We start from the raw sequence: 23,582 nt of genomic DNA on the forward strand, positions 1-23,582 counted from the left end.
AATAGACTGAATAATTCATATAGAATGAAAATATACACAAAGGAGGAACTCGAAATGAAAACGGTTTCAGAGCAAAAAGTGATTCAATATACAGGTACAAAGCTTAATACAAAAGGGTGGCAGCAGGAAGCGGCATTGCGCATGCTGATGAATAATCTGGATCCCGATGTGGCGGAACGTCCAGAAGATTTGGTTGTATACGGCGGCATCGGCAAAGCGGCAAGAAACTGGGAAAGTTTTGACGCCATCGTCCGGTCGCTGAAAGAACTGGAGAACGATGAAACGCTGATGGTGCAGTCCGGCAAACCGGTCGCTATTTTCAAAACACATGAAAATGCGCCGAGGGTTTTGATTGCCAATTCAAATATTGTTCCGGCTTATGCCAACTGGGAAACGTTCCATGAACTCGATAAGGAAGGCTTGATGATGTACGGGCAGATGACTGCTGGAAGCTGGATTTACATCGGTTCACAGGGAATCGTGCAAGGGACGTATGAAACTTTTGCGGAGCTGGCGAAACAGCATTTCGGTGAATCGTTGAAAGGGACGATTACACTGACAGCGGGTCTTGGCGGCATGGGCGGTGCACAGCCACTGGCTGTTACTATGGCCGGCGGTGTCTGCATCGGCATCGAAGTGGATGAGACGCGTATCGATCGCCGCATCGCTACACGCTATACAGATGTGAAAACCGATTCACTCGACGAAGCGATCCGATTGGCTGAAGAAGCGAAACAGGAAGGGCGCGCGTTATCCATCGGTTTGCTGGGCAATGCAGCGGATGTGTTGCCGGAAATGATCCAAAGAGGCTTTACGCCGGACGTCCTTACTGATCAGACTTCAGCCCATGACCCATTGAACGGATATATTCCATCGAAAATGTCATTGGAAGATGCCGCAGCGCTCCGCGAATCGGATCCGGCGGCATACGTGAAACTGTCGAAAGCATCGATGGCAAGCCATGTGCGTTCAATGCTGGAAATGAAAGAAAAAGGCGCCATTACATTTGATTACGGCAATAATATCCGTCAGGTCGCAAAAGATGAAGGCGTCGAAAATGCTTTTGATTTCCCGGGATTTGTACCGGCTTATATCCGTCCTCAATTCTGTGAAGGCAAAGGCCCGTTCCGCTGGGTGGCGTTATCCGGCGATCCAGAAGATATCCGTAAAACGGATGAAGTGATTTTACGTGAATTCAGTTACAACACGCATCTTTGCAATTGGATCAAGATGGCGCAGGAAAAAATCCAGTTCCAGGGATTGCCTGCCCGAATCTGCTGGCTTGGCTACGGTGAACGCGCCCGCTTCGGAAAGATCATCAACGATATGGTGGCGAGCGGCGAGTTAAGTGCACCGATCGTTATCGGCCGCGACCACTTGGACTCCGGTTCAGTGGCATCGCCGAACCGCGAAACCGAATCGATGAAAGACGGCTCGGATGTTGTCGCTGACTGGCCGATCCTTAACGCGATGGTCAACGCCGTCGGCGGCGCGACTTGGGTTTCGCTTCATCACGGCGGCGGCGTAGGCATGGGCTATTCCATACACTCGGGTATGGTCATAGTTGCGGATGGCACGAAAGATGCTGAAGCGCGTTTGGAAAGAGTATTGACGACAGATCCAGGAATGGGAGTAGCGCGCCATGTTGATGCGGGCTACGAAATCGCCGAGCAAACAGCGCGTGAAAAAGGCGTTAACATTCCGATGATGAAAGGTGGAAACCAGAAAAATGACTAAAGCAATTTGGATTAAGCATGCACAGCTTGCAACAATTAAAGGCCAGCAAGGTCCAAGATCTAAAGAAGCGATGAGCGAAATTGGATTGATCGAAGACGGCAGCGTCTGGCTGGAAGACGAGAAAATAGCGGCAGTGGGCACCACAGCCGAACTGGAAGAAAAATTCGCTGGCAGATCAGCGGAGGCTGATGTCATCGATGCCAAAGGGCAATTGGTGACACCAGGTCTGGTGGATCCGCATACGCATGTCGCGTATGGCGGAAGCCGCGAAGGCGAGTTTGAAAAACGGCTGCAAGGTGTTTCTTATATGGACATTATGAATGCCGGCGGCGGAATACATGCCACGATGCGCATGACCCGTGAAGCGACGGAAGAGGAATTGGTGGAAGGGACGACAAAGCGGCTGGACTCTTTCCTTGAACACGGCGTTACGACTGTCGAGGGGAAAAGCGGCTATGGCATGAATCTGGAAACAGAGCTGAAGCAATTGAAAGTGATGAAGAAGCTGAATGCGGAACATCCGATTGACCTCGTGCCAACATTCATGGGCGCGCATGCGGTGCCATCTGAATACAAAGGAAAAGAAGATGACTTCGTTGACTATCTGATCGATACGATGCTGCCGGAAGTTGCCGGGCTGGCGGAGTTTAACGACGTGTTCTGCGAAAAGAATGTCTACACGCCCGAACAGTCCGAGCGGATTCTGGAAGCGGGCAAAAAATACGGCCTGACACCAAAAATCCATGCTGATGAAATCGTTTCTTACGGCGGAGCGGAACTGGCTGCGAAAGTCGGCGCCATTTCAGCGGAGCATCTATTGAAAGCTTCCGATGAAGGCATCAAGGCGATGGCGGATGCCGGCGTAATCGCCTGCCTTCTTCCTGCAACAGCCCTTTATCTCCGCGAGGAAGCGGCACAGGGCCGTAAAATGATCGACTCGGGAGTAGCGGTTGCGATATCGACTGACTGCAATCCGGGGTCATCGCCGACCGTTTCGATGCCGCTGGTCATGAACCTGGCCTGCATTTCGATGCGCCTGACGCCGGCAGAAGCTCTAGTGGCTGCCACTTATAACGCAGCTTGCGCAATAAAACGCGAAGACCGGGCTGGATCGATAGAAGTCGGCAAGCAGGCAGATATTGTTTTGTGGAAAGTGAAATCGTATCAGGAGCTCCAGTATTTATTCGGCGTGAATCATGTTAAATCAGTTTGGAAAAATGGCGAGAAGGTGGTTGGATGAGTTATTTGAAAGGAACGGAATGGGCGTGGAAGCCGGCGGACAGAGTGACTCACGTGCATCATTGGGTGAAACAGGAAGGGGAAGCGGATGTCATTCTGTTTGGCGCGCCGCTTTCACGTTCTTCTATCTCGGCTTCGGCGGCTTCGGACTATCCCGAAGCTTTCCGTAAAATGTGGAAAGGGTTTGCCGCCTATAATCTGGACGAACGAGTCGACCTGACAAAAGTTTCAGTGCGTGACGCCGGAGACGTCGCCATGCACACCACGAACATCAAAGAATCACACCGCCGCATCGAAGAGACAGTGGAAGGATTGGCCGACAGCAAATTGACTTGCATGATCGGCGGCGACCACTCGACGACGGCTTGCGCTGTCAGAGGGGTGAAAAAAGCATTTTCACGGGAAAGGATCGGTATTCTGCAGCTCGATACGCATTTGGATGTGCGGGATCCTAAGGAACTGGGGCCAGCAAACGGTACGCCAATCCGCCAATTGATCGATGGTGAAACGGTTAAGGGAGAAGATGTTGTGAACATCGGTCTGCATGGTTATTTCAACACCAAAGAGCTGGTTGAATACGCTGATGAAAAAGGCATCCAGATGGTGACGATGCGGGAGGCGAGAAGAACCGGGCTGACGGAAACAATCCGCAAAGCGGTACAATCACTTGAACATGTAGACCGCATCTACGCCACAATCGACATGGATGTGCTCGACATCAGTGTGGCTCCGGGCGTTCCTGCTTCGACGCCTGGCGGAATGAAATCAGAAGAATTGTTTGAAGCTTTATTAGAAATAGGCAAATCGGAGAAAGTGAGACATATCGATTTTGTCTGCCTGGATCCGCAAAAAGATAATCATGTGTCAGCCACAGTCAAAACAGGGGTGTATGCGTGGCTGCAGTTTATGACGGGCGTTGCGATGAGAACATAATCCATCGCCTACTTAATCCTTTAACACGCTGATACGTTACCACTGTATCTTGTTAAAATATGGTAATTAATCCTTGAGGTTTGGTTAGCTGAAACTTATACTGAGGGTAACTCAAGATGCGATAGCAGCTGCTATCGCATCTTTTTTCGAAGGGATGGGAATTAAATGATTACATTGACAGGAAACGATTTGACGATAGAGCAATTAAGAAGGATTTTATTTGAGGACGAAAAGATTGAATTGGATGCCGGTGCTATGGAACGTGTGCGGAAGAGCAGGGCAGCTGTCGATCGCATTGTAGCTGAGAAAAAGACCGTATACGGCATCAATACAGGCTTCGGGAAATTCAGCGATGTCAGTATTTCAAAAGAAGATGTAAATCCGCTGCAGCTTCATCTGATCCGGTCGCATGCCTGTGGCATCGGCAAACCATTTTCGGAAGCGGTTTCCCGCGCGATGGTTGTTCTGCGTTTGAATGCATTATTGAAAGGGTTCTCAGGAATCCGTCCGATTGTCGCTGAACGCTTGGCAATGATGGTCAATGAAAAGATTCATCCGGTCATTCCGCAACAGGGTTCACTCGGAGCTTCCGGTGATTTGGCGCCGCTTTCACATCTGGCATTGGTGCTGATTGGCGAAGGCGAATACTGGAAAGACGGGGAACCGGCAGATGCTTCATCTGTCTGGCAGCAAAAAGACCTGTCTCCTGTGGAATTGCAGGCCAAAGAAGGACTGGCGCTTATCAATGGCACCCAGACCATGACGGCTCAGGGAGTCGTCACATATATTGAAGCGGAAACACTGGCACTTCAAAGTGAGTGGATTGCTGCAATGACTTTTGAATCCTTATTCGGCGTCATGGATGCGTTTCATCCGGCGGTCCACGCGGCACGGGGCTATAAAGAGCAAATGGCAGTTGCCGAGCGTATGCGCTGGTGGCTGGATGGCAGCCGTCTTTCAACGGTGCAAGGAGAAAAACGTGTTCAAGATGCTTACTCGCTTCGCTGCATCCCTCAAGTCCACGGAGCCAGCTGGCAAACACTCGCTTACGTGAAAGAAAAACTTGAAATCGAAATGAATGCGGCAACTGATAATCCGTTGATTTTTGAAGACGGTGAAGTAGTGATTTCAGGAGGCAACTTCCACGGGCAGCCGGTTGCTTTTGCGATGGATTTCCTGAAAGTCGCAGTCGCTGAACTCGCGAATATCTCGGAACGGCGCATCGAGCGGCTTGTCAATCCGGCATTGAACGAAGGGCTGCCTGCTTTCCTTAGCCCTGAACCGGGCCTTCAATCAGGTGCGATGATTCTGCAATATGCAGCGGCCAGCCTTGTATCGGAAAATAAAACCCTGGCACATCCGGCATCTGTCGATTCGATTCCATCTTCCGCCAATCAGGAAGACCATGTCAGCATGGGTACCATCGGCTCGCGTCATGCCCGCGACATTACAGAAAATGCACGGCGCGTGCTGGCAATTGAAGCCTTCTGTGCAGCTCAGGCAGTTGAATACCGCGGATCGGACAGAATGTCGCCACGAACGGCAGAGAGACTCGGAGCCATCCGGAAAGTAGCCGGACCGATCGATGAAGACCGGGTATTCAACCCTGATATCGAACGCATTGCGGCGTTTCTTTTGGAAGAAGCTTATCTTGGTGTCAAAAAGAGTGTAGTTTCCTGAATGGGAAGTTTAAACTATTTAAAAGAGGACGTGCCAAACAATCGGCATGTCCTCTTTCATTGTTTAAAATAAATTCAGTTTTTCAATCCGGCGGATGGCTTCCGTAATTCGTTCTTCATCGACCAGCAGGCCGACGCGCACAAATCCTTCGCCGCTTCCGCCGAATCCGCTTCCCGCTGCAACGGAAATATCCGCATGCTTCAGCAGGTGATTAACGAATTCGATGCTGGTAAATCCTTTTGGCACCGGCAGCCAGGCAAAGAAAGACCCTTTCGGCGCTTCGATTTCCCAGCCGATTCGGGCACATTCTTCAATCAGAACCTGGCGGCGTTTTTCGTAAGTTTCAACCAGTTCTGTCACGCAGGACTGGTCTCCGGTCAACGCTTCGGCGGCAGCATGCTGCAGCGCAGGCGACAGTCCAGCGAATAAATGATCCTGGATCAGGTTCAGCGCTTCAATCATTTTCGAATTGCCGACAGCGAAACCGATCCGCCATCCGGCCATATTATAGGTTTTCGACAAGGTGTACATCTCGATTCCAATATCCTTGGCTCCTTCAGACTGCAGGAAGCTTGGCGGCTTCACGCCTTCATATCCGATGGCGCCGTAAGCGAAATCATGGACGACAGCAATGCCGTTGGCTTTTGCAAACTGAACAGTTTCATCGAAGAATCCTTTTGTTGCGACTGCGCCGGTCGGGTTATTAGGATAATTCAGGTACATCATCGAAGCCCGGTCGAGCACCTTTTGTCCCAATTCGCTGTAATCAGGCAGATAGCCGTTTTCGGGTTTTAATGTCATCAGGTCCATGTCGATCCCTGCCAATGGAGCACCGGACATATAATCAGGGTAGCCAGGATCAGGAAGCAAAAGTGATTCGCCTGGATCCAGGAATGCCAGCGGCAGCTCCACTAGCCCGATTTTCGTGCCGGCAAGCAAAGCAACTTCAAGATCGGGATCGATATCAACATCATACTCTCGTTTATAGAAATCAGCAGCGGCCTGTCTCATTTCCTTTATTCCACGAAATGGGGAATATTTATGATTTTTTGGATCCGCAACAGCTTCCTGCATTGCCTTGACGATACGTGCAGGCGTCGGCTGATCAGGATTTCCCTGCCCCAGGTTAATGACGTCGCGTCCTTCTGCTGAAGCTTTCGCTGTCTGTGCGGCCAGAGATGAAAAGAATTGTTCCGGTAATTGCTGCAAGCGTTTTGAAAATTCCATTATGCATTCCCTCATTTTCTAAATAATTGCGCATCTACCCCAAATCTTATAGAGTTTAACCATATCTGTCCACACTGGAAATTGTTGATTTCATTGCGGAGCTGCGCAATGAAAGACTGAATCAGATGGGGAACGAGTTTATTGGAGGAGATTGGATGGCTGTTCACAGTTTTCATTTAAAAGCGGATTGGCCGGGTCTGCGCAATGATGTAGGAACGATTGAAACCGGCAACCTGAAAACGGAGATATCGATACCGCCTGAAATGGATGGGCCAGGGACCGGAACAAATCCGGATGAAATGCTGCTCGGTGCAGCGGCGACTTGCTATATCATCACGCTTGCTGCGATGCTCGAGCGCAGCAAAATCGAAAAAGAAGCGCTGACGATGGAATCGGAAGGACTTGTGGATGTCACAAATGGTGTCATCACTTATAAAAAAATCATTCACCGGCCGAAACTGGTATTGAAAAAGGATGCTTCTGATAAAGAATTTTCAATGGCACAAAAACTGGCTGAGAAAGCGGAAAGCTCCTGCATGATCACACGCGCCATCAAAGGCAATGTGGAAGTGGAACTGGAAGCGGATATCTCCGCAGCCGAATAAGGTGCTTAAACCACCAGCGAATATGTGCTGGTGGTTTTTATTGTAGAAATTCAATTGCTCTTCACAGATCTATGCCTGTAGAAATGAAAAATGGACACGAAATAATAGGTATATCATCACGATAATTTATTTAATTATCTAACGATTTACCTCTTTTTAAAAAATAAAAAGGAATTCCCAAAAGACTTAATGAATCTATTTAGGGTGACGAAACGCTTAAGGGGGAAAGGGGGCCGCTCAAGTAAAGAAGGGGACCATGTTGCTTGGAATTTGGAAAACTATCAAACACAAAAGGAGCCGATCATTTTATGAAGAAGATGGGATTAAAGAAAAGCATGTTAAGTCTTTCTATTGCAGGCGCTTTGGTTTTCAGCGCTTCGCCACTGGCTTTGCCGACAGCACTTGCAGTAGGTGAAGGACCGGGATACGGCGGCAACGAAACAATCAACACTTCGATTTTGACCACCTATGATGAAATGGCAGATTACCTTAAAAAGCAGGATGCAAAACAGGCGAATATGGAATTGGAAGTCATCGGCCAAAGCGTGAAAGGCCGGGACCTCTATTTAGTTAAATATATGACGAATCCGGAAAATCCGACGATTCTATTCTTGACGCAGCAGCACGGCAATGAGCAATTGACTACAGAGGGTGCGCTGGAATTCATTAAACATATGGGTACAGGCAAGATGAAAGGTGTAGCGGATGGCGTCAACGTTCTGATTGTTCCGATGCTGAACGCTGATGGAGCGATGGGAGATGTGAATTTCTCACTTGAAGATTATGTAGCGAAAGGCGACCGCAACCTGACCCGTTACAACGCCAATGAAGTGGATTTGAACCGCGACCACGTCAATAAAATCCAGCCGGAAACTCAGGCGCTCCATTATAATGTCATGCAAAAATACGACATCGACTATATGATCGATTTGCATCATCAGGGCACGCAAAGTGAACGCGATGGCGAATTGGTTTCCGGATCAATCCTGTATCCGACTACACCAAACGTCGATGAAGATGTACTGTTGAAATCCAAGCAGCTGGGAGCAGTCGTTTTTGATGCTGTAGATTCCACTGGATGGGGGCACCTCGGTAAATACAATGGAGGCAACGCGGAAACGATCAGCCGAAACGGCATCGCGGTAGAATATGGCATTTCGACCTTATTATTTGAAATGCGCGGAATGTCTGACCACGAATATGAGCCATATGTTCTCGGCCAGAAGAGCAATGGCTATTTGATCAAGCAAACTGTGACGACGCTTGATGCGGCTGTCCGTGCAATCGCTGACGGTTCAATCGAAAACGCCGATATTTCTTTCTGGGATACGCTGGCGACACAAACTACACGTCGTACAGAATAATTATGTGAAACTGAATAAATCATCAAAAGCGGAGCCAATTGCTGGCTCCGCTTTTGTTTTTTAAAAATATATTATTTCTCAGCCAATTCGGCAATTTCATCAGACGGATAAATATGGACGCCGCCACTTTCACTTTGCGCTGCAGCACACATTGCCTGCGCAACTTGTTCAGCTTGTATCGGCTTGTATTTTTTCATGCCGCCTCGCAGAAGCGGACTGAAAACAGGGAAGATCAGGCTGGTGGCTTTTTCGCCGAGCCGGAATTCCTTGCGGTCGCCCAGCAGAAGAGATGGGCGGAAAATATGTAATGCGGGAAGCTCCATTTTTTGATGCTGTCCTCCATTTGGCCTTTGACCCGGTTATAGAAAATGTTGGAGCGGGAGTCGGCGCCCATTGCAGAGACGACGAGGAAACTCTTTGCGCCTGCTGATTTCGCCAACTGTGCTAAAGCCACAGGATAATCGTAATCCACTCTTCTGAAAGCTTTTTGTGAACCCGCCTTTTTAATAGTAGTCCCCAGGCAGCAAAATACATCTTCCACCTGAAAATGTTTTTCATAATCTTCGAGTCTGTAATAATCGACGTGAATTTGTTCCAATTTCGGGTGCTCCAGTGTCAATGGACGGCGGACGAAAACAGTTACTTTATCATACTCAGGGTGATCAAGCAGGACCTCCACCAGCTTACTGCCGGTCAGGCCTGTTGCTCCCGCGATCAATGCGGATTTTCCAGTCATAGTTTCGCCTCCTCTTTTTTTATTATTATACCGCTTCCAGCCAGAATCTACACATCCGCCCGATGTCTATTGGTTATGAAATATTGACCGACAGGGTACAATAAGGGAAAAGAAAGTTTATGGAAGGAAGAAATTGATGAAACCAGTGATAGTGGCTGAAAAGCCGAGCCAGGCCAAAGCCTATGCGGAAGCATTCAAGACAGCTAAAAGGGAAGGTTTTTTGGAGATCATGCCGGATGCGATATTTCCGGAAGGCGCTTATATCACCTGGGGAATTGGCCATCTGGTGGAATTGAAGGAGCCGAAAGCGTACGATCCGAAATGGGGGAAATGGTCGCTCGCGGCACTTCCCATTTTGCCGGGGGACTATCAATTCCAAGTGGCGCGGGGGAAATACCAGCAATTCAATATCATCAAGAAATTGATCCAGCAGACTGATACGGTCATTAATGCATGTGATGTGGACAGGGAAGGATCGAATATTTTTTACAGCATTTATTATCATACAGGCGCAAAAGGTAAAACAATTAAACGCCTGTGGATCAATTCGCTCGAAGCGGATGAAGTGAGAAAAGGATTTCAGGAGCTCCGCGATAATAAGCAGGATTTGCTGCTGTATCAAGAAGCAAGGGCAAGGCAAATCAGCGACTGGCTTGTGGGCATGAACGGTTCCCGTTTATATTCGCTGCTGCTGCAGGAAAAAGGGATTCGCGAAGTATTCGCTATCGGAAGGGTGCAGACGCCGACGGTTTATCTGATTTATCAGCGCGAGAAAGAAATCGAAGCGTTTGTGCCGGAACCTTTTTATGAAGTCGAAGGTGACTTCCAGGCGGAAAAAGGAAAATACAAAGGCAAGGCGAAAATAAAAGCGAAAGTTCGGCAGGAAGCTGAGGATCTTCTCGCGAAACATGCTATTGATCCGAAAGAAGAAGGGACAGTGCTGCAGGTCAAGACGGCTGAAAAACGACAGCCGGCACCACAGCTCCATTCTTTGTCGACGCTTCAAGCCGCGGCAAACAGAAAGTGGAAATACAGTCCGGCAAAAGTGCTGTCGGTGATGCAGACTCTCTATGAAAAGAAATTGGTAAGCTATCCGCGCACAGATACCCAGCATATTACAAACGCGGAATTCAGTTATTTGGCGAAACAAGTGGAATCTTACCAGAAATTGATCGGTGCGGAATTTCCTGTTGCTTCAAGGACACCAAAAAAACGTTACGTGGATAATGCAAAAGTTCAGGAGCATTATGCCATCATTCCGACGAAAAGCATTCCAACTGATCGGAAGCTGAACGGTCTTGCTCCTGACGCCCGCAATTTGTACGAAGAAGTTTTGCGTACGACGCTCGCAATGTTCCATAAGGATTATCGCTATGCGGAGACGAAAGTGACAACGGATGTCAAAGGTCTGCATTTTTTCACTACAGGAAAAACGGAAATTGATAAAGGCTGGAAGGAACTTTTTCCTGCAGGGAAAGAAAGTAAATCAGAGCCTGCGCTTCCTGAACTTCATGAACAGGAGAAAGTGGCAGCTAAAGTCGCTGTGAAAGAAGGCATGACCACTCCACCGAAGCCTTATACAGAAGGGCAATTAATCGCAATGATGAAAACTTGCGGCAAGTTCGCGGAAGATGCCGGAGACAGTGAAATATTGAAAGAAGTGGAAGGTCTGGGCACAGAGGCGACCCGCAGCAGTATTATTGAAACCATTAAAAGGCACGAATATATTCAAATAACAAAGAACATTGTATCGGTTACCGAAAAGGGACGAATTTTGTGCCAGGCCATTGAAGGGAATTTATTGTCCAGCCCTTCCATGACGGCAAAATGGGAAAGTTACCTGAAAAAAATCGGGCGCGGAGAAGGCTCGCCGGAAGTATTTCTGGCCACAATCGGAAAGTTCATTGAAAAGCTGCTGACAGATGTTCCTTCTCAGCTGCAGACAAATGGCTTGCCGGACCGTGTGGAAATGGACAACAGCAAAAATGCGATTGCTCTTTGTCCCCGCTGTAAAAAAGGAAGTATCGTCTCCAACAGAGGGTTCTTCAGCTGTACGGAAAATGCCAATGGCTGCAAGCAGTCGTTTCCAGGGACATTCCTGAAAAAAAGGCTGACAGCAAAAACGGTTGAATACTTATGTACGAAAGGCAAGACGCCTGTAATGAAGGGCTTCGTATCGAAAAATGGCAAAAAGTTCAGTGCTAAGCTGATTCTGGAAGACGGCAAGCTGAAAATGGAATTTTAGTTTTTATTGGAAATGAGGAGAGACTGTGAAGAAAAAACAAATAGTGGTTGTCGGATTGGGAAGGTTTGGCAGCAGTGTGTGCCGGGAATTATATAAACTCGGCCATGAAGTAATGGCTTTGGATATGGATCCCGACAAAGTGGAGAGTATGGCTGAATATGCTTCGCAGGCATCTGTTGCGGATGCCACCGATAAATCCCAGCTGAAAGCATTGGGGGTCAGAAATTTTGACCAGGCTATCGTAGCCATCGGAGATGATTTGCAAGCAAGTGTTTTATGTACGCTCATGCTGAAAGAAATCGGTCTGGAAAAAATATGGGTGAAAGCACGCGATCTTCAGCACAAAAAAATTCTTGAAAAGGTCGGCGCTGACCGGGTGATCCAGCCTGAATACGAAATGGGAGTCCGTGTGGCTCACCATGTCGATTCTGAAAAGATTATCGATTACATCGACCTTTCAGACGATTACAGTATCGTAGAATTGGCTGCGACGGAGAAAATTGCCGGCAAAACGCTGATGAAGCTGGATATTCGAACAAAATTCAATTGCATTACATTGGCAGTCAAACGAGGCCAGGATGTTAATATTGCTCCACATCCAGATGACGTTATCGCTATGGGAGATATTCTTGTAGTAATGGGCCATCGAAATGACTTGAAAAAACTGGAAGATAAGAGACTGTAAAATCCAGCAGTAACGAAAGGATGATTTGATGCAAACAATGACTATCCATATTAAAGAAGCGACGGCAGAAAAACCGATTCAATCACTGGAGGGCATTTTAGCGGAAGTCCCCGAAATTGAAAGAGCATTGATTGATGTGGAAAATGGAGAAGTGAAAATCACTTTCGATGAAAATCAGATTTCCGAAGAACAGATTGTTCAGCGGATTCAAATTGAAGGGTTTCATATTGCTTAAAATTCATTACTTCCTTTACGGAAGTGTGTAAGTCTAGTAAGATGAAAATACTTGGAAAACAAATAGCATTTCCATTCTTAAACTTCAGTACGTATAGTCACAGGGGAAATTCCTGTTCAATATTACAGATGATAAGCCATTGGTTAAATGTTTCAGACAATAGTGCTGATGACAGAGCCGAAAAGATCCCGTATATCGGGTTCTTTTCGGTTTTTTCTATTTCCGGAAAAGAAGGGAGTGCTCTACATTACTTATTTTGTGGATCATAAAAATAAAAAAATACACTTCCAAAGGTTTGCTGGCGATAAATGCGGATTTTTGGACACACCTGTGGAAGAGCGGGAATTTACAGCAGTCGAAGAGTATATTCAAAATCTGGAGACTGCGGAAGGATTCAGCTTTTGCACTCATTGCCAAACTCCCCAGCTTATCATGTGATTAGTAAAAAATGATTAATGATAGTACTTATTTGTTTAAGAGTAAAATAATAGGGTATTTTATCCTAAAAGAGTTTGATAAAGAATGAGTAAATCGAATAAAGAAATTCTCCTTAATGTTGAGGGCGGTGTATTGAATTTAAAGAACTACATTAAATTTTATTCCAGCAACTTGGTTTGTATTTGAATTCTTAATAAGCTGGCAGTTTTCGGGGGAGGATGGGATGGCAGTCAATTCTGATAAGACGATCGCTTATGGTAACTTAAAAAATCGAGCTGTTTTTGCTGCCCGCAATTTTTGGTCGGGGCTCCTTTTTGGAATTGGGATTATGGCGTTCGGAACAGGGACAGTTTTCCATCAAATACTGCAATGGAATCATTTTTACGACCTTTCTGATAAAGAAACCGGAATTTTTTCAGATGGTTTACTTAACCTGTTTTCATGGATTGCCACAGTTGCCGGATTATTTCTTCTTTCCGGACTCCGCAGAAGAAAAGCTTTATGGCCCAAAAGATGGGTAGGATCCGCTTTAATGGGCTCAGGCTTATACCTGCTCTTTGACGGATTTATTATCCATAAAGTATTTGGCTTCCATCAAATACGATACGACATGGATATTCTCCCGTATGATATTGCCTGGTATGTAAGTGCAGGGCTCTTTCTGCTGACTGGATTGTTGATGGTTCTGCAGACTAAAAAGGAAAATCATCGCAAATAACATTAGTGTGAAGTATTGATGATGGCGAAAGACATTTAAAAGCTGCGCTCCAGTCCTGTGAAATGAGGACTGGGCGCAGCTTTTTTAACGCTTTTAATATTTTACGCTTGTCGGAGCTAAGCGGCCGTTTCCGCTTTTCGTTGTCCAGACTCCAGCAGCCAAGTCTTGACCGACGCCTGCGAGGTCAAGGCTTTGCGACGAAGCTAGCGCAGCGATGCAGGAGCACAGAGCTTAACGGGCGCTGTCGCTTTTCGGTTCATTCATACTTCCCCTTCAAAGGCACAAAGCGGACATGGTTCAGCAAGGTGGAATGGATTTGGCCGTTGTCATCTTTTTCTATCAGCTGAAGTTCCTGGCTGGCGGATGAACCAACCGGGATGATCATTTTGCCGCCTGCCGCCAATTGGCTCAGCAATTCGCTTGGAACCGTTGAAGCCGCGGCCGTCACCATAATCCGGTCGTAAGGCGCGTTTTTCGCCCAGCCCATGCTGCCGTCATCGAGTTTAAAGGAGATATTGCCGAAACCCAATTCCGCGAGCCGCTCTTTTGCGCGATGGTGCAGTTCTTCGATGCGTTCGATGGTATAGACCTGTGCCGCGAACTCAGCCAATAAAGCAGTCTGAAAGCCAGAACCTGTCCCTATTTCCAATACCTTTGAATCGGTTTCAAGATCAAGGGCCATAGTCATTTCGAGAACAAGTGATGGCTGGGATATAGTTTGTTCGTGGCCAATGGGGACTGCTTCGTCGAACGAAGCCATTTCCTTGTATCTGTCCATGAAAAAACTCCGGTCGAGCTTGTTGAAGTAGCTCCTGATGTCCTGTTCATTATTTTTCACATTCAACACCCGCTTTCTTTTTAGAAGTAGCAGTCTGTTATGAAAAAATATTTACTATAACCATTTTATAAAAACCTCCTTTGCTTGTCCTGTAATGTCTCTTTTCATTGACTGCACTTACCCGCTCTTAAATTCAGCCGCTTAAGTCTTAGTATTTGGGGAATAAAATATGCAAGGAGTGGTTAATATGTTCCAAGGTTATCAAACAGTCGAAGACATGGTTAAAAAGTTTAATCCTCAAGCTTCTGCAGTGGAAACGGCTACTTTCGGAATGGGCTGTTTCTGGGGGCCGGAAGCGATGTTCGGAAGTATGGCCGGCGTGTTAAGAACAAGGGTAGGCTTTGCGGGAGGCACTTCTCCAAAACCGACCTATCGGCATATGGGAGACCACACGGAAACAGTCGAGATTGATTTCGATCCATCTATTATCAGCTACGAAGAAATCTTGAGGAAGTTTTGGCAGAATCATTATCCGAATCGCGGAAATTATAAGGGACGCCAATATATATCGATGCTCCGTTATCACGGCGGACAGCAAAAAGATGCGATAAAGAAAGTCCGTAAGGAAATGGAAAAAAATCTGGGTGAAGCGATTGAAACTGAAGTAGCAGAATACGAAAATTTCACACTGGCGGATGAACGGCATCAAAAGTATTACTTGAAGCGGTATCCGAATACACTGGAACAATTACAGGAGCTTTTTCCGAAACCGGAACTGCTTGTCGATTCGACTTTTGCGGCAAGATTGAACGGATTTGTGAAGGGATACGGAAAATTGCGTTTACTAAAGAACGAAATCACTTTTTGGAATATTGATGAAGAAGATAAAGAACTCCTGCTCAATAAGTTGGAGACAATCAAATGGTGATTTTCTGAAACAGTCCGCTGATCCCAAATGCGGGCTGTTTTTTTATCGACATTCCGCCAACATGGAAAAGAGAGTTGGCATTCTGGAAAATATGGCTATAAGCAAAAAGTTGTTCTATTATTAGTACTAACAAACAAAATGGAATTTTAAAAAGGGGACAAGGAAATGGAAGAGTCGAAGCTATTGTTATTGCTATTGCCGGTGTTCGTTATCCAATTGGGATTAATGATTTTTGCGCTGGTTGATCTAATCAAAATTCCTTATACGAACGGACCCAAATGGATGTGGGGAGTAATCATTGTCGTCGTAAATATCATCGGTCCGATTCTATACTTTGTCATTGGGAGGCGGAACTATTGAGCTTGCTGGAAGTAAAAGGGCTGACAAAATCCTATAACGGCACATTAGCAGTAGACGATGTTTCCTTTAAGTTGGAAGAAAGGACGGCTACCGCTTTGATTGGGCCGAATGGGTCCGGAAAAACGACCACGCTGTCGATGATTGCGGGACTTTTAAAGGAAACGGAAGGTTCAATTCAAAGGGATTTCAAATCAGGCATCGGTTTTTTGCCGCAGTATCCTCAATTCTTCCCATGGCTGAGTGCTTTGGAATTTACAGAGATGGCAGCGCAAATCAGCGGGGTGGATGGAAAAAAAGTTCGGCAGCAATCCATCAGAACTTTGGAGTTTGTAGGGCTCGGTTCAGCGGTCAATAAGAAAACTGGCACCTTTTCCGGGGGGATGCGTCAACGGCTGGGCTTGGCTCAGGCCATTGTGCATCAGCCGAAATTGTTATTGCTGGATGAGCCGGTCTCCGCGCTGGATCCGACCGGACGCCGTGAAATTATGGATCTGTTGAAATCGCTGCAGCAGGATACGACAATCCTATACTCCACACATATCTTGAATGATGCGGAAGAAATGACAGATCAATTATTATTCCTGAAAGAAGGAAAACTTGTGGAACAAGGTTCACTTTCAGAGGTGAAAAGCCGTTATGCCGAGCCGAGGATTCGCTTGCGCTTTGAAACGGAACAGGCCGCTGCGCGGTTTGAAAACCGCAAGCTCTGGCCGATGGAGAGAGACAAGAACGTCATTGCACTTCCTTTATCTCAAGGAGGTCCTACGATGCAACAGGTGCTTGCAATTTTGGCAAATGAAGAAAGCGGAATTGCTGGAGTAGACAGGCAGAGCGCTTCGCTGGAAGAAATATTTCTGAAGGTGGCGGAAAATAAATGAATCAATTTAACGTATTGCTGAAAAAAGAATGGCGCGAAAACCTGCGGAATTATAAATTGTTCTGGATTCCGGCAGTGTTCATCCTTTTAGGAATCACTGAACCTGTCAGTAATTATTTTCTGCCGCAAATCCTTGATTCAGTAGGGAATTTGCCGGAAGGCACAGTATTGGAATTTCCGGTTCCGGAACCTGAACAGGTCATGGCCGCAATAATGGGACAATATCAGTTTATGGGACTTCTGATTTTGGTGCTTGCATATATGGGCACAATAGCCGGAGAGCGGAAAAGCGGAACTGCGACATTACTGTATGCCCGGCCATTGTCATTTCCGGCATATTTTATAAGCAAGTGGGTGATGGCCTCCATAATTGCGCTGCTGAGTGTCTGGCTTGGTTTTTTGGCAGGTTATTATTATACATACCTGCTATTTGGCAGTATTGACGCTATGAACCTTTTCCGATTTGTCCTCACTTATAGCCTTTGGATTCTGCTGGTGATTTCGATCGTGCTTGCTGCCAGCGCTTTGATGCCGAATGTGGGGCTTGCCGCTGCAGTTTCACTCGGAATTATTATTATCAGCCAATTGGTGGATGGCTTACTGGGAACTTATTGGCCAATTTCTCCGTTGAAGCTTTCCGCATACGCCGCGGCTTGGTTTGAGAATGGTCCGGATATGGCTCATTTCTGGTGGTCAGCGGGAGTAACTGTGCTGTTGATCGCTCTTCTCCTTGTATTAGGTATTTTCATTTCATCCAGAAAAGCAGCATCAACAAAAGTTTAATTGAAATGCCGCGGCTTAGGGATGAAGCCGCGGCATATTTCTATTTATCATTATGGACGAAGGAGGGGGCCAATGATCCACCATATCGAATTGAATGTTTCTGATCTTAAGCTTACAAGAATTTTTTATGATAATTTACTTCCGTTACTCGGTTATCATCTATTCCAGGAATGGGCTAAAGGCTTCAGTTATAGGAAGGGCAAGGAGTATATCGTTTTTGTCCAAACTCCATCTGAATTTTTGGAAGCGGGTTATCACAGGAAAGCTGCAGGATTGAATCATGTGGCCTTTCACGCACCAACGCCCTTGGAAGTGGACGCAATTACAGAAAAAATGCGACAATCAGGTGTAAGCATCCTTTATCGGGATCGCCATCCCTATGCCGGAGGCAATGAAACTTATGCCGTGTTCATGGAAGATCCTGATCGTTTGAAAATTGAAGTGGCAGTATCGGAAAGCGGGGGCTAATATGGATAAGCAGAATTCCGAACGGTTCTTGATTGCATTCAATAAAATCGAGAAGATAATGAAAGGCATGGTCGACAGAAACGGCCATCTGAGTTTTTTTAAAGCGATTGAACTTTCAAAGAAAGAGCACGCGGCAATAAGAAAATATGAAGACGAACTGCGTGAATTTGGAGATTTGCGAAATGCAATCGTCCATCACCGGACAGAAATCGAGTATGTTATCGCAGAGCCGCATACCGAAATCGTGGAATTGATCGAGCATATCGAAAAACTCTTATCACAGCCGATTACAGTGGGGACCAGCTTTGCCAGAGAAGTTCATACTTTCCAGTTAAATGACACTTTAAGTGAAGTGTTACGTAAGGTGAGAGATAAGAAATTCAAGCATATTCCGGTTTACGGGAAGGATGAATTTTTGGGTTTGCTTACAGCCAACGGAATCATGAGGTGGCTTGCGGCTACAGTCGAAGAAGAAACTATTTCCCGGGAAATAACTACAATGGATGATATATTGAAATACGAGAAAAACGGGAACACTTACCGGTTTATTTCGTCAAAAACACCAGTGTATGAAGCTGAAGAGATTTTCAAGAACTCGGTTTTATCAGGGCATAAACTCGAAGCGCTGCTGATCACGCGAAATGGCAAGGAAGATGAAACGCTGACAGGAATCATAACACCGATAGATTTGATTCAAATAGAATAGTAGGTTGATAAAATGAAGAAGCTAATTGTGTTTTTAATAACAGCAGCGTTGATCTGGCTGTTTATATGGGGAAGCAATAACTGGGTTCAAACTACTGAGTACACAATTTCCTCAGAAAAACTGCCCGCTGCTTTTGATGGCAAAAAAATTGTACAGGTTTCAGATTTGCACAATGCAACGTTCGGGAAAAATCAAAAAACATTGATCAACAAAATAGAAAAAATTCAGCCCGATGCTATTTTCATAACCGGTGACTTGATTGACAGCGAAAGGTACGATCTGGATGCTGCTCTTGTACTCGTTGATGCGCTAGTGGAAATGAGTGAAGTCTATTTTGTTACGGGCAATCACGAAGTAGCGGTCAATAAACTCGAAGACATAAAGGCGGCTCTAATTGAACGGGGAGTCATTTTTCTTGAAAATGAGGCGGTGGAATGGGAAGTGGACGGAGAAATTCTGCAGATTGCCGGTATCCATGATCCTTTAATGGACATGTATTATCGGGATGAAGAATACACTAGAGACGCGATAGATACCGCTTCGCTGACAGATGAGTTCACTTTACTGCTTGCACACCGTCCCGAACAGATGCCTGTCTATGCGGATAATGGAATTGATGTCGTCTTTTCCGGACATGCTCACGGCGGTCAAGTACGGATACCGGGACTGGGCGGACTGTTCGCACCAGGTCAGGGCTGGTTTCCACGAATGACCGAAGGGATTTTTGAAAACAGGGATACACAGCTTGTTCTAAGCCGAGGGCTTGGAAACAGCGGTTTTCCTTTGCGGATACTGAACTTGCCGGAAATAGTATCAGTTACATTGGAAAGAGCTGAATAACCTCGTCTATTCACAATGTCACAGAGAAGGTGAGAAATTATGATCAAGAAGAAGGAAGTTTCCCTCAATTTATATAACTCTAAAATAGCTGTAGCTTATGAATTGCCCTCTGAGCAATTGGAGTTTTCAGGGATGCCTCAGGATATCATCGACCGGGATAAAGAGAATCCCTTGAAGCATCTCGTCATTATTCAGGCAAGAAATGAAACAGCTGGTTTTCTTGAACTTGATGAATCCGAAGACCGAAAAAAGTATTCGAACAATCCGAATGCTTTATTGCTTAGAGGATTTTCCGTAAATCCTAAATTTCAGGGTCGCGGAATTGCGACAGGCTCGATATATGCTTTACAGGATTTTATCCGTGAGGAGTTTCCCGATTTTAATGAAGTCGTACTTGGCGTGAATGCGCGGAATAAACCGGCAAAGCGGCTTTTTGAAAAAGCGGGGTTTGAAGATACAGGCAGGCGTTTCATGCGCACAAGCGGTGAACAGATCGTCATGTGCATGAGAATTGAAAAATAGCACGGGGCGGCAGCGCCTTGTGCTATTTTTTTTATGCAAAATACAGATGCTTGTGAAGGCTGCAGCCGGGATTAAAAGCTGCCGAACAATTGGGGCACGACGATTCACACTGCAGATATTCCTCTATGGTAAGTTCGTAACCGCAGGATCCGCAGAGCACAGCTTTCTGGCCAAAGTCTTCTTGTGGCCAAACCTGATGATTGCCGCAGCCTACAGCTCGGTGGCATTCGAAACATGGATAATACTCCCCGCAGCAATAAAATTTGATTGCGATGCGGTCGATGGCAGAATGATAATGGGAGCAGCGGGTTTCCTCGTCAACGTTAATCCCTTTTACTGGTAAAGTGTGCGCCATGTAATAACCTCCTTATTTTAATCATGGATTAATGTTTTCTTCTTTTCTCCTATGCTACTATGGAAAAGACAAATAATCGAATTGAATTCTTCGGGGCGGGGTGAAATTCCCCACCGGCGGTGAGCAGCGCCCTGCTGCAAGTCCGTGACCCGATAAAGAAAAGCGAGAGCGCCCGTTAAGCTCTGAAAGGCATAAGACGGGTCAGCGGAGCGGCGTTCTTTGCCGCATAGCTGAGCTGGCTTATGACCCGAAGAGGTGGGCCGCTCGAGTCTGGACAGCGAAAACACCGTGTCCCGCTTTTCATTATCGGTGGAGCTGGTGAGAATCCGGCACCGACAGTTAAAGTCTGGATGGGAGAAGAATTCAAGTTCTATTTGTTATGTGCCTCTTCTTTTCGATAGCCGAATCGGAAGGAGGAATTTATATGAAACGAATCATTATAAAAAAGTCATGCAGTTTCAATGATTCACAAATGACACGAAATCTTTTACGCACCCTCACAAAAGAGGGTTATTTGGGCACGCTTGATATTTGTATGCCCGCATTTCACGAAAAGAAGTTTGGCACATCGGTAACAGCAAAACCATCTCAAAACTACTCTGCAACCCTATCCCCACCACCCATTCGCCCCATGGTGGAAAAGCACCCATTTTATAAACTGAAACAAACAGGGAACAAAGCCCAACAACGAATAGAGGAGTGTGTCTGATGTTCACAGGAATTGTGGAAGAAGTGGGACATGTCACTGCGCTTCGCGCAAAACCTCAAGCTATGGAATTGACGATTGCCTGTACTCTTATCCTGGAAGACATCAAAAGAGGAGACAGTATTTCAATCAATGGCGTTTGTTTGACGGTGTCAACATATGACCAGAACTCTTTTACAGTCGATGTCATTCCAGAGACAGTGAAGTCTTCGACCATGTCTGGCCTCAGGACCGGCGCACGTGTAAATCTTGAACGGGCTATGCCGGCTAACGGCCGATTTGGAGGTCATTTTGTAAGCGGCCACGTTGACGGCGTCGGCGTCATCCGGTCGGTGAAAAAAGAGTCGAATGCAGTGACCAAGTCAATTGAACTGGACGCTTCATTGATGAAATACATGATGGTCAAAGGTTCAGTTTCCGTCGATGGCACGTCTCTCACAGTTTATTCAGTAGGCAAAAATTCAATAACCATCTCATTGATTCCCACTACACAGGAAGATTCATTGCTGGGTGAAAAAGGAATTGGCGAACACGTCAATATCGAATGCGATCTTTTGGCCAAATATACAGAACGAATCCATCAGGCTGATAAACCGGAAATGTCGAGAAGCTGGCTGGCGGAGCAAGGATTCTAAGGGAGGCGTGACTTTGTTTTATACAGTGGAAGAGGCAGTGGAAGATTTGAAACAAGGCAAAGCCGTCATCGTTATTGATGACGAAGACCGCGAGAACGAAGGTGATTTCATTGCATTGGCCGAACATGCGACACCTGAAATCATTAATTTGATGGCAACCGAAGGCAGAGGATTGATATGTGTGCCTGTTACAGAAGGTTTAGCCAAAAAACTTAAAGTTGGATTGATGACTGATGATAATACGGATGAGTACGGAACAGCTTTCACCATCAGTGTGGATCATATAGATACAACTACGGGAATCAGCGCATTTGAACGGTCCCATACGATACTGAGTCTGATTAAAGAAGATGCGCAGCCTTCTGATTTTAAACGTCCTGGCCATGTGTTTCCGCTGATTGCAAAAGATGGCGGTGTACTTGAGCGTTCTGGACATACAGAGGCAGCTGTAGATTTGGCGAAGCTTGCGGGAACAGCTCCAGCAGGAGTCATTTGTGAAATCATGAATACCGATGGAACGATGGCCAGAGTCCCCGATTTGATGAAAGTGGCTGAAAGGCTTGGACTGGGGATTTTAACGATAAAAGATTTGATTGCGTATCACCAAAAAACAGCAGCTGAGGGCTCAAGCCGCAGCGAAGGAGGAGAATGAAATGACTGTACATTATGAAGGGTATTTAAACGGAGAAGGATTAAAGATTGGAATCGTTGTCGGCCGTTTCAATGAATTTATCACGAGCAAATTACTGAGGGGTGCTGAAGATGCATTGAAAAGACATGGGGTAAATGAGGAAGACGTATCAATCGCATGGGTTCCCGGCGCATTTGAAATTCCGTTGGTTGCCAAAAAAATGGCCGTCAGTGGAAAATATGATGCCATCATCACACTGGGCACTGTCATTCGCGGAGCAACGCCGCATTTCGATTTTGTCTGCAGTGAAGTGGCTAAAGGCGTCTCGCGCGCCAGTGACCAGTCGGACATTCCAGTAATCTTCGGTGTCCTCACGACAGATTCCATTGAGCAGGCGATTGAACGCGCAGGAACAAAAGCAGGCAATAAAGGCTGGGAGTCTGCAGCAGGCGCAATTGAAATGGCCAATTTGATGAAAAAAATCCAGTAATAGAATAAGAGTGAAAAATATTTGATGAGGTGAGCCCATGATGAGGAATTTCTATTTGGTCAGGCATTGCAAAGCGGAGGGACAAGCTCCTGACGCTGAATTGACAGCAGAAGGCAGGGAACAAGCCGAAACATTGATTGCTTTTTTCAAAGAAATCGAAATCAGCCATATCATCAGCAGTCCGTTTACCCGTGCCATCCAGTCCATTGAGCCACTTTCAGCAGCGCGTGGATTGTCGATTCAGATCGATGACAGACTGGCAGAACGGGTACTCAGTACAAAAGATTTGCCGGACTGGATGGAAAAGCTTGAACAGTCCTTCAATGATTTTGAATTGAAATTCGAAGGCGGCGAATCGGCGGCTGAAGCTGCTGAAAGAGGAGCGGCTGTGTTGGCCGAGGCGCCCGACAATGCAGTGCTTGTGACTCATGGAAACATGATGGGCTTGTTGCTGAAGAAATTTGAAGAAGCTTATGGGTTCGAGGAATGGAAAGCTCTATCGAATCCCGATGTGTATGTTCTGACTATTGAAGGGGAAAAAACTTCTGTAAAAAGAATGTGGAAATGAAAAAAGTCCGGAACCTTAGACTGACATAGCGATATGAGACACATATAAAACACCTTCATTAGGCTGCTTGCGCCCCAAATTCTTTGGGTGCCA

The 23,582-nt window shown here is 46.3% G+C and carries 25 protein-coding genes and 2 pseudogenes; 23 read left to right on the forward strand and 4 right to left on the reverse strand.

What is annotated here, in order from left to right; genetic code table 11:
- The first annotated feature begins 54 nt into the window (after nt 1–54).
- The 4 genes from hutU (at nt 55) to hutH (ending at nt 5,589) form a co-directional block, all read left to right on the forward strand.
- A complete protein-coding gene (gene hutU / locus AC2Q9J_RS06405) occupies nt 55–1,737 on the forward strand; it encodes a urocanate hydratase (RefSeq protein ID WP_499038204.1) in 1,683 nt (560 codons plus the stop codon).
- Nucleotides 1,730–2,977: an imidazolonepropionase gene (hutI, locus tag AC2Q9J_RS06410; protein ID WP_499038205.1), complete on the forward strand. Its 1,248-nt coding sequence runs from the start codon at nt 1,730–1,732 to the stop codon at nt 2,975–2,977. Before hutU ends, hutI begins: the two co-directional genes overlap by 8 nt.
- A complete protein-coding gene (locus AC2Q9J_RS06415; RefSeq protein WP_499038207.1) occupies nt 2,974–3,909 on the forward strand; it encodes an agmatinase family protein in 936 nt (311 codons plus the stop codon). Before hutI ends, AC2Q9J_RS06415 begins: the two co-directional genes overlap by 4 nt.
- A 165-nt stretch (nt 3,910–4,074) precedes the next feature.
- Nucleotides 4,075–5,589: a histidine ammonia-lyase gene (gene hutH, locus AC2Q9J_RS06420; protein WP_499038209.1), complete on the forward strand. Its 1,515-nt coding sequence runs from the start codon at nt 4,075–4,077 to the stop codon at nt 5,587–5,589.
- 63 nt (nt 5,590–5,652) lie between these two features.
- Here hutH and AC2Q9J_RS06425 read toward each other — a convergent pair whose 3' ends face one another.
- On the reverse strand, nt 5,653–6,816 hold the full coding sequence (locus AC2Q9J_RS06425) for a pyridoxal phosphate-dependent aminotransferase (protein ID WP_499038211.1): 1,164 nt from the start codon (nt 6,814–6,816) through the stop codon (nt 5,653–5,655).
- A 155-nt stretch (nt 6,817–6,971) separates the two neighbouring features.
- Here AC2Q9J_RS06425 and AC2Q9J_RS06430 point away from each other — a divergent pair, with 155 nt between their 5' ends.
- The gene (locus AC2Q9J_RS06430) at nt 6,972–7,421 is read left to right on the forward strand and encodes an OsmC family protein (RefSeq protein ID WP_499038213.1); all 450 of its coding nucleotides are present in this window, start codon (nt 6,972–6,974) and stop codon (nt 7,419–7,421) included.
- A gap of 308 nt (nt 7,422–7,729) precedes the next feature.
- The gene (locus AC2Q9J_RS06435; RefSeq protein WP_499038215.1) at nt 7,730–8,785 is read left to right on the forward strand and encodes a M14 family zinc carboxypeptidase; all 1,056 of its coding nucleotides are present in this window, start codon (nt 7,730–7,732) and stop codon (nt 8,783–8,785) included.
- Nucleotides 8,786–8,856: 71 nt separating this feature from the next.
- On the opposite strand, the pseudogene AC2Q9J_RS06440 reads toward AC2Q9J_RS06435, so the two are convergent.
- Nucleotides 8,857–9,521, reverse strand: a pseudogene (locus AC2Q9J_RS06440) (oxidoreductase).
- 136 nt (nt 9,522–9,657) lie between these two features.
- Between AC2Q9J_RS06440 and AC2Q9J_RS06445 the strand changes: the two are divergent.
- The 4 genes from AC2Q9J_RS06445 (at nt 9,658) to AC2Q9J_RS06460 (ending at nt 13,842) form a co-directional block, all read left to right on the forward strand.
- Complete coding sequence (locus tag AC2Q9J_RS06445; RefSeq protein ID WP_499038217.1) at nt 9,658–11,766, forward strand: type IA DNA topoisomerase; 2,109 nt, start codon at nt 9,658–9,660, stop codon at nt 11,764–11,766.
- 25 nt (nt 11,767–11,791) lie between these two features.
- Complete coding sequence (locus AC2Q9J_RS06450) at nt 11,792–12,451, forward strand: potassium channel family protein (protein WP_499038220.1); 660 nt, start codon at nt 11,792–11,794, stop codon at nt 12,449–12,451.
- A gap of 28 nt (nt 12,452–12,479) precedes the next feature.
- On the forward strand, nt 12,480–12,686 hold the full coding sequence (locus AC2Q9J_RS06455) for a heavy-metal-associated domain-containing protein (RefSeq protein WP_499038222.1): 207 nt from the start codon (nt 12,480–12,482) through the stop codon (nt 12,684–12,686).
- Between the two features lie 661 nt (nt 12,687–13,347).
- On the forward strand, nt 13,348–13,842 hold the full coding sequence (locus tag AC2Q9J_RS06460) for a DUF2243 domain-containing protein (RefSeq protein WP_499038224.1): 495 nt from the start codon (nt 13,348–13,350) through the stop codon (nt 13,840–13,842).
- A 256-nt stretch (nt 13,843–14,098) separates the two neighbouring features.
- On the opposite strand, the gene AC2Q9J_RS06465 is transcribed toward AC2Q9J_RS06460, so the two are convergent.
- A complete protein-coding gene (locus AC2Q9J_RS06465; protein ID WP_499038226.1) occupies nt 14,099–14,689 on the reverse strand; it encodes a protein-L-isoaspartate(D-aspartate) O-methyltransferase in 591 nt (196 codons plus the stop codon).
- A gap of 178 nt (nt 14,690–14,867) precedes the next feature.
- Between AC2Q9J_RS06465 and msrA the strand changes: the two genes are divergently transcribed.
- The 8 genes from msrA (at nt 14,868) to AC2Q9J_RS06505 (ending at nt 20,104) form a co-directional block, all read left to right on the forward strand.
- Nucleotides 14,868–15,548: a peptide-methionine (S)-S-oxide reductase MsrA gene (gene msrA / locus AC2Q9J_RS06470; RefSeq protein ID WP_499038228.1), complete on the forward strand. Its 681-nt coding sequence runs from the start codon at nt 14,868–14,870 to the stop codon at nt 15,546–15,548.
- A 165-nt stretch (nt 15,549–15,713) separates the two neighbouring features.
- The gene (locus tag AC2Q9J_RS06475; protein WP_499038230.1) at nt 15,714–15,908 is read left to right on the forward strand and encodes a PLDc N-terminal domain-containing protein; all 195 of its coding nucleotides are present in this window, start codon (nt 15,714–15,716) and stop codon (nt 15,906–15,908) included.
- Nucleotides 15,905–16,786: an ABC transporter ATP-binding protein gene (locus AC2Q9J_RS06480; protein WP_499038232.1), complete on the forward strand. Its 882-nt coding sequence runs from the start codon at nt 15,905–15,907 to the stop codon at nt 16,784–16,786. Before AC2Q9J_RS06475 ends, AC2Q9J_RS06480 begins: the two co-directional genes overlap by 4 nt.
- Nucleotides 16,783–17,568, forward strand: coding sequence for an ABC transporter permease (locus AC2Q9J_RS06485; protein WP_499038234.1), 786 nt, complete (start codon nt 16,783–16,785; stop codon nt 17,566–17,568). The genes AC2Q9J_RS06480 and AC2Q9J_RS06485 overlap by 4 nt, the downstream gene beginning before the upstream one ends.
- A gap of 72 nt (nt 17,569–17,640) precedes the next feature.
- The gene (locus tag AC2Q9J_RS06490) at nt 17,641–18,036 is read left to right on the forward strand and encodes a VOC family protein (protein WP_499038237.1); all 396 of its coding nucleotides are present in this window, start codon (nt 17,641–17,643) and stop codon (nt 18,034–18,036) included.
- A 1-nt stretch (nt 18,037) separates the two neighbouring features.
- Nucleotides 18,038–18,742, forward strand: coding sequence for a CBS domain-containing protein (locus tag AC2Q9J_RS06495; protein ID WP_499038239.1), 705 nt, complete (start codon nt 18,038–18,040; stop codon nt 18,740–18,742).
- Nucleotides 18,743–18,754: 12 nt separating this feature from the next.
- Nucleotides 18,755–19,582: a metallophosphoesterase gene (locus AC2Q9J_RS06500; RefSeq protein WP_499038241.1), complete on the forward strand. Its 828-nt coding sequence runs from the start codon at nt 18,755–18,757 to the stop codon at nt 19,580–19,582.
- A 39-nt stretch (nt 19,583–19,621) separates the two neighbouring features.
- Complete coding sequence (locus AC2Q9J_RS06505; RefSeq protein WP_499038243.1) at nt 19,622–20,104, forward strand: GNAT family N-acetyltransferase; 483 nt, start codon at nt 19,622–19,624, stop codon at nt 20,102–20,104.
- A gap of 31 nt (nt 20,105–20,135) precedes the next feature.
- On the opposite strand, the gene AC2Q9J_RS06510 is transcribed toward AC2Q9J_RS06505, so the two are convergent.
- Nucleotides 20,136–20,459: a CHY zinc finger protein gene (locus AC2Q9J_RS06510; RefSeq protein ID WP_499038245.1), complete on the reverse strand. Its 324-nt coding sequence runs from the start codon at nt 20,457–20,459 to the stop codon at nt 20,136–20,138.
- A 424-nt stretch (nt 20,460–20,883) separates the two neighbouring features.
- On the opposite strand from AC2Q9J_RS06510, the gene AC2Q9J_RS06515 reads away from it, so the two are divergent.
- The 5 genes and pseudogenes from AC2Q9J_RS06515 (at nt 20,884) to AC2Q9J_RS06535 (ending at nt 23,489) form a co-directional block, all read left to right on the forward strand.
- Nucleotides 20,884–21,168: a hypothetical protein gene (locus tag AC2Q9J_RS06515; RefSeq protein WP_499038247.1), complete on the forward strand. Its 285-nt coding sequence runs from the start codon at nt 20,884–20,886 to the stop codon at nt 21,166–21,168.
- The gene (ribE, locus tag AC2Q9J_RS06520) at nt 21,168–21,800 is read left to right on the forward strand and encodes a riboflavin synthase (RefSeq protein ID WP_499038249.1); all 633 of its coding nucleotides are present in this window, start codon (nt 21,168–21,170) and stop codon (nt 21,798–21,800) included. Before AC2Q9J_RS06515 ends, ribE begins: the two co-directional genes overlap by 1 nt.
- A 13-nt stretch (nt 21,801–21,813) precedes the next feature.
- Nucleotides 21,814–22,410 (forward strand): annotated as a pseudogene (gene ribB, locus AC2Q9J_RS06525) (3,4-dihydroxy-2-butanone-4-phosphate synthase); the annotation flags it as partial.
- Between the two features lie 43 nt (nt 22,411–22,453).
- Complete coding sequence (gene ribH, locus AC2Q9J_RS06530) at nt 22,454–22,921, forward strand: 6,7-dimethyl-8-ribityllumazine synthase (protein WP_499038251.1); 468 nt, start codon at nt 22,454–22,456, stop codon at nt 22,919–22,921.
- Nucleotides 22,922–22,961: 40 nt separating this feature from the next.
- Nucleotides 22,962–23,489: a histidine phosphatase family protein gene (locus tag AC2Q9J_RS06535; protein ID WP_499038252.1), complete on the forward strand. Its 528-nt coding sequence runs from the start codon at nt 22,962–22,964 to the stop codon at nt 23,487–23,489.
- The last annotated feature ends 93 nt before the right edge of the window (nt 23,490–23,582 follow it).

This window comes from Planococcus sp. RAB007_Raresut, assembly GCF_057369535.1.

What these genes read in the sequence shown, in the direction of transcription:
- AC2Q9J_RS06460 (WP_499038224.1), top strand. Translation starts at nt 13,348, where the DNA reads ATGGCAGTCAATTCTGATAAGACGATCGCTTATGGTAACTTAAAAAAT.
- AC2Q9J_RS06535 (WP_499038252.1), top strand. Translation starts at nt 22,962, where the DNA reads ATGAGGAATTTCTATTTGGTCAGGCATTGCAAAGCGGAGGGACAAGCT.
- AC2Q9J_RS06495 (WP_499038239.1), top strand. Translation starts at nt 18,038, where the DNA reads ATGGATAAGCAGAATTCCGAACGGTTCTTGATTGCATTCAATAAAATC.
- AC2Q9J_RS06445 (WP_499038217.1), top strand. Translation starts at nt 9,658, where the DNA reads ATGAAACCAGTGATAGTGGCTGAAAAGCCGAGCCAGGCCAAAGCCTAT.
- ribH (WP_499038251.1), top strand. Translation starts at nt 22,454, where the DNA reads ATGACTGTACATTATGAAGGGTATTTAAACGGAGAAGGATTAAAGATT.
- AC2Q9J_RS06500 (WP_499038241.1), top strand. Translation starts at nt 18,755, where the DNA reads ATGAAGAAGCTAATTGTGTTTTTAATAACAGCAGCGTTGATCTGGCTG.
- AC2Q9J_RS06515 (WP_499038247.1), top strand. Translation starts at nt 20,884, where the DNA reads ATGAAACGAATCATTATAAAAAAGTCATGCAGTTTCAATGATTCACAA.
- AC2Q9J_RS06505 (WP_499038243.1), top strand. Translation starts at nt 19,622, where the DNA reads ATGATCAAGAAGAAGGAAGTTTCCCTCAATTTATATAACTCTAAAATA.
- AC2Q9J_RS06415 (WP_499038207.1), top strand. Translation starts at nt 2,974, where the DNA reads ATGAGTTATTTGAAAGGAACGGAATGGGCGTGGAAGCCGGCGGACAGA.
- AC2Q9J_RS06475 (WP_499038230.1), top strand. Translation starts at nt 15,714, where the DNA reads ATGGAAGAGTCGAAGCTATTGTTATTGCTATTGCCGGTGTTCGTTATC.
- ribE (WP_499038249.1), top strand. Translation starts at nt 21,168, where the DNA reads ATGTTCACAGGAATTGTGGAAGAAGTGGGACATGTCACTGCGCTTCGC.
- AC2Q9J_RS06425 (WP_499038211.1), bottom strand. Translation starts at nt 6,816, where the DNA reads ATGGAATTTTCAAAACGCTTGCAGCAATTACCGGAACAATTCTTTTCA.
- AC2Q9J_RS06435 (WP_499038215.1), top strand. Translation starts at nt 7,730, where the DNA reads ATGAAGAAGATGGGATTAAAGAAAAGCATGTTAAGTCTTTCTATTGCA.
- msrA (WP_499038228.1), top strand. Translation starts at nt 14,868, where the DNA reads ATGTTCCAAGGTTATCAAACAGTCGAAGACATGGTTAAAAAGTTTAAT.
- hutI (WP_499038205.1), top strand. Translation starts at nt 1,730, where the DNA reads ATGACTAAAGCAATTTGGATTAAGCATGCACAGCTTGCAACAATTAAA.
- AC2Q9J_RS06485 (WP_499038234.1), top strand. Translation starts at nt 16,783, where the DNA reads ATGAATCAATTTAACGTATTGCTGAAAAAAGAATGGCGCGAAAACCTG.
- hutU (WP_499038204.1), top strand. Translation starts at nt 55, where the DNA reads ATGAAAACGGTTTCAGAGCAAAAAGTGATTCAATATACAGGTACAAAG.
- AC2Q9J_RS06430 (WP_499038213.1), top strand. Translation starts at nt 6,972, where the DNA reads ATGGCTGTTCACAGTTTTCATTTAAAAGCGGATTGGCCGGGTCTGCGC.
- AC2Q9J_RS06455 (WP_499038222.1), top strand. Translation starts at nt 12,480, where the DNA reads ATGCAAACAATGACTATCCATATTAAAGAAGCGACGGCAGAAAAACCG.
- AC2Q9J_RS06510 (WP_499038245.1), bottom strand. Translation starts at nt 20,459, where the DNA reads ATGGCGCACACTTTACCAGTAAAAGGGATTAACGTTGACGAGGAAACC.
- hutH (WP_499038209.1), top strand. Translation starts at nt 4,075, where the DNA reads ATGATTACATTGACAGGAAACGATTTGACGATAGAGCAATTAAGAAGG.
- AC2Q9J_RS06490 (WP_499038237.1), top strand. Translation starts at nt 17,641, where the DNA reads ATGATCCACCATATCGAATTGAATGTTTCTGATCTTAAGCTTACAAGA.